The sequence below is a fragment of the Nocardia sp. NPDC058497 genome, assembly GCF_042720195.1.
Classification (GTDB): Bacteria; Actinomycetota; Actinomycetes; order Mycobacteriales; family Mycobacteriaceae; genus Nocardia.
On the sequence record NZ_JBHXMY010000594.1, the window covers coordinates 1 to 3,540 of the forward strand.

General features: G+C 66.6%; 4 protein-coding genes and 1 pseudogene. 4 read left to right on the top strand and 1 reads right to left on the bottom strand.

Annotated features, from left to right (window positions below; translation table 11 throughout):
- Window positions 1–132 precede the first annotated feature (132 nt).
- A complete protein-coding gene (locus ACFWPJ_RS27810) occupies window positions 133–1,533 on the bottom strand; it encodes a glycine--tRNA ligase (protein WP_378855700.1) in 1,401 nt (466 codons plus the stop codon).
- Window positions 1,534–1,717: 184 nt separating this feature from the next.
- On the opposite strand from ACFWPJ_RS27810, the gene ACFWPJ_RS27815 reads away from it, so the two are divergent.
- The 4 genes and pseudogenes from ACFWPJ_RS27815 to ACFWPJ_RS27830 all read left to right on the top strand — a co-directional run.
- A complete protein-coding gene (locus ACFWPJ_RS27815; protein ID WP_378855702.1) occupies window positions 1,718–2,068 on the top strand; it encodes an ArsR/SmtB family transcription factor in 351 nt (116 codons plus the stop codon).
- Window positions 2,040–2,522, top strand: a complete 483-nt coding sequence (locus ACFWPJ_RS27820) for a Fur family transcriptional regulator (protein ID WP_378855704.1) — start codon at window positions 2,040–2,042, stop codon at window positions 2,520–2,522. The genes ACFWPJ_RS27815 and ACFWPJ_RS27820 overlap by 29 nt, the downstream gene beginning before the upstream one ends.
- A 127-nt stretch (window positions 2,523–2,649) precedes the next feature.
- Entirely contained in the window at window positions 2,650–2,940 is a 291-nt protein-coding gene (locus tag ACFWPJ_RS27825) for a type VII secretion target (RefSeq protein ID WP_378855706.1), read from the top strand.
- Window positions 2,940–3,540: pseudogene (locus ACFWPJ_RS27830) on the top strand (hypothetical protein); the annotation flags it as partial. The gene ACFWPJ_RS27825 and the pseudogene ACFWPJ_RS27830, both read left to right, overlap by 1 nt.

Below are 3,540 nucleotides of genomic sequence, written 5' to 3' on the forward strand. Positions count from 1 at the left end.
CGCCGCCAGCTTCTTTTTTTAAAAAGACACACCGGCCTATGCAAACCGACAGGTACGAAATGTTAACACGACCCCGCCACCCCAAACGCGAAGCCCGCGCCGGTTGAGGCGCGGGCTTCGTTGTGCTGCGTGTCAGGCGCCGATGAGGTGGGTGGCCAGGTAGGACTCCACCTTGTCCAGGGCGATGCGTTCCTGAGCCATCGAGTCGCGCTCGCGGATCGTCACGGCCTGGTCGTCGAGGGTGTCGAAGTCGACCGTGATGCAGAACGGGGTGCCGATCTCGTCCTGGCGACGGTAGCGGCGGCCGATGGCGCCCGCGTCGTCGAAGTCGACGTTCCAGTTGCGGCGCAGCTGGGCGGCGAGGTCCTTGGCCTTGGGGGTCAGGTCGGCGTTGCGCGAGAGCGGCAGCACCGCGGCCTTGACCGGCGCGAGGCGACGGTCAAGGCGCAGCACCGTGCGCACGTCGACGCCGCCCTTGGCGTTGGGGGCCTCGTCCTCGGCGTAGGCGTCGACCAGGAACGCCATCAGCGAACGGGTCAGGCCGGCCGCGGGCTCGATGCAGTACGGGATGTAGCGCTCACCGGAGGCCTGATCGAAGAAGCTCAGGTCGGTGCCGGAGTGCTCCGAGTGCGTCTTGAGGTCGTAGTCGGTGCGGTTGGCGATGCCCTCGAGCTCGCCCCACTCGCTGCCCTGGAAGCGGAAGCGGTACTCGATGTCGGTGGTGCCCGCCGAGTAGTGCGACAGCTTTTCCTTGGGGTGCTCGTAGAGGCGCAGGTTGTCGGAGTCGATGCCGAGGTCGGTGTACCAGGCCAGGCGGGTATCGATCCAGTACTTGTGCCACTCGGCGTCTTCACCGGGCTTGACGAAGAACTCCATCTCCATCTGCTCGAACTCGCGGGTCCGGAAGATGAAGTTGCCGGGGGTGATCTCGTTGCGGAAGCTCTTGCCGATCTGGGCGATGCCGAACGGCGGCTTCTTGCGCGCGGTGGTCTCGACGTTCTTGTAGTTGACGAAGATGCCCTGCGCGGTCTCGGGGCGCAGGTAGTGCAGGCCCTCTTCGTCGTCGACCGGGCCGAGGAAGGTCTTGAGCAGGCCGGAGAAGTTCTTCGGCTCGGTCCACTTGCCGGGCTGGCCGGTCTCGGGGTCGTTGATGTCGGCCAGGCCGTTGGCAGGCGGGCGGCCGTGCTTCTCCTCGTACGCCTCCAGGAGATGGTCGGCGCGGTAACGCTTGTGCGTGTGCAGCGACTCGACCAGCGGGTCGGAGAAGGTCGCGACGTGGCCGGAGGCCTCCCACACCTGGCGCGGCAGGATCACCGAGGAGTCGAGGCCGACGACATCGTCGCGGCTGGTGACCATGGTGCGCCACCACTGCCGCTTGATGTTCTCCTTCAGCTCGACGCCCAGCGGACCGTAGTCCCACGCCGACTTGGTGCCTCCGTAGATCTCACCGCACGGGTAAACCAGGCCCCGGCGCTTGGCGAGGTTGGCAACGGTGTCCACCTTCGACTTGGGTGCCACGCGAGATATCTCCATCCACTGCGAGTCGGAATTGTTCGGTACCTGGCATTGCGGTGCCACGTACCGTACGTATTGGGTCAAGGGTATCGGGAAGCGTCCAGCGAGATTGCAGCAGCCGACCGGTGCCGCCCGGCGCGTCATTTGACATGCGCACCCGTGCATATCAAAATGGAATCGGTTTCCATTAAGGAGTTGGTTGATGACCACCGATGCCGCGGCCGCACACGCGCACAATCCGTATCACTCCCCCGCCCCCGCAGCGGTGCCCGCGCGCCAGGTGCTCGAGGACGCGGGTGAGCTGTTGCGGGCGCTCGCCGCGCCGGTGCGGATCGCGATCGTGCTGCAGCTGCGCGAGTCGCCGCGCTGTGTGCACGAACTGGTCGACGCACTCGGGGTCACCCAGCCGCTGGTCAGTCAGCACCTGCGCATTCTCAAGTCGGCGGGCGTCGTGCACGGGGAACGCTCGGGCCGCGAGGTGCTCTACGAACTCGTCGACGACCATCTGGCGCACATCGTCGTCGATGCCGTCGCCCACGCCGAGGAAGGGTAATCCGTTGGCAGACAATCCCTCCGGAAAGCAGGTCGGGGTCCGCAGCACGCGTCAGCGCAGCGCCATCTCGGCCCTGCTCAGCGATATCGACGAGTTCCGCTCCGCGCAGGAACTCCACGACGAGCTCCGCAAACGGGGCGAGGGCATCGGCCTGACCACCGTCTACCGGACGCTGCAGTCGCTCGCCGACGCCGGCATGGTCGATGTCCTGCGCACCGATTCCGGCGAATCCGTCTACCGCCAGTGCTCGAGCGGCCACCACCATCACCTGGTGTGCCGCCACTGCGGCCGCACCGTCGAGGTCGAGGGCCCGACGGTCGAGGCGTGGGCCGAGACGATCGCGGGCGAGCACGGCTTCACGGAGGTCAGCCACACCCTGGAGATTTTCGGCACCTGCCGCGACTGCGTGCGCGATCGCGCCGCCACGGACAAGGACGAGACCGCGACGGTCTAAATTTTGTGACTCACGTCACATGATGGAACCCCCGGTTCGACAGCCCCGTCCAACCTTCACAAAGGGACCGATCCGCACGGTGGTACCGACGGCCTCTGGCCTATTCGGCGCCGAAGGAGGGGGAATCGTGAGCACGCTGGGTGTCGAACCCGATCAACTGAAATCTCTGGCGACGACGTGGCGGCAGGAGTCCGACGAGGTCGGCAAGCTCCCATGGTCGGCGATGGGCGAGGCGACCGGCGACGGCAGCGATGTCCTCGCCGCCGTCCGCGCCATGGCCGATCCCGCGCAGCAGGCGATGTCCTCGATCGCGACCAGGTTCACCACCCTGGCCGATCTGGTGGACAAGTTCTCGGCAGACATCCAGGCCAAGGATGCCGAGAGCGCCGGCGAGATCGGGAAGCTGAGTAACCGCTGATGCGGCCGACGATCACCCAGCTCGACGCCTGGAACCTCGACGGTCTGCATCGCGCCGCCGACGCCGCGCGCGCCAATGCCGATGTGCTGTCGACCTCGGTCGACGACTGCTCCCGTGCGGTCTCGGCGACGGGCAGCTGGCACGGGCAGACCAGGGACGCGGCAGGTCGGCGGATCGACGAGGAAGTCGACCACGGCTACGAGGTGCGCACCGTGCTGTTGCGCATCGCCGATGACGCCGAGGACGCCTACCTGGGACTGAAGCACGCCAGGACGTATGTGCTGGATCAGCGGAATCTCGCTGTCGGACAGGGTTTCTCGGTCGAACCCGACGGCCGGGTGTCGCATTCCGACCCCGAGAAGGACGGCGCGGCAGGCGTTTTCCAGCTCAACCTCTTCGGCGGGCTGGACGAGATCGAGCGCCTGGACAACCAATTCGGCACCCGCCTGAAGGAATCACTCGCCGACCTCACCGCCATTCGCGACGGTCAGCCCGACATCACCCTCGCCGACGGGACCATCCGTGACCCTGACGCTGTGGCGATCCAGCTGGCGTCGATGTCGGCCGAGGAGCGGGCCAGTTTCCTGGCCGGTCTGAGCC

Coding starts and splice junctions, on each gene's coding strand:
- ACFWPJ_RS27810 (WP_378855700.1), bottom strand. CDS start 1,533: ATGGAGATATCTCGCGTGGCACCCAAGTCGAAGGTGGACACCGTTGCC.
- ACFWPJ_RS27815 (WP_378855702.1), top strand. CDS start 1,718: ATGACCACCGATGCCGCGGCCGCACACGCGCACAATCCGTATCACTCC.
- ACFWPJ_RS27820 (WP_378855704.1), top strand. CDS start 2,040: ATGCCGTCGCCCACGCCGAGGAAGGGTAATCCGTTGGCAGACAATCCC.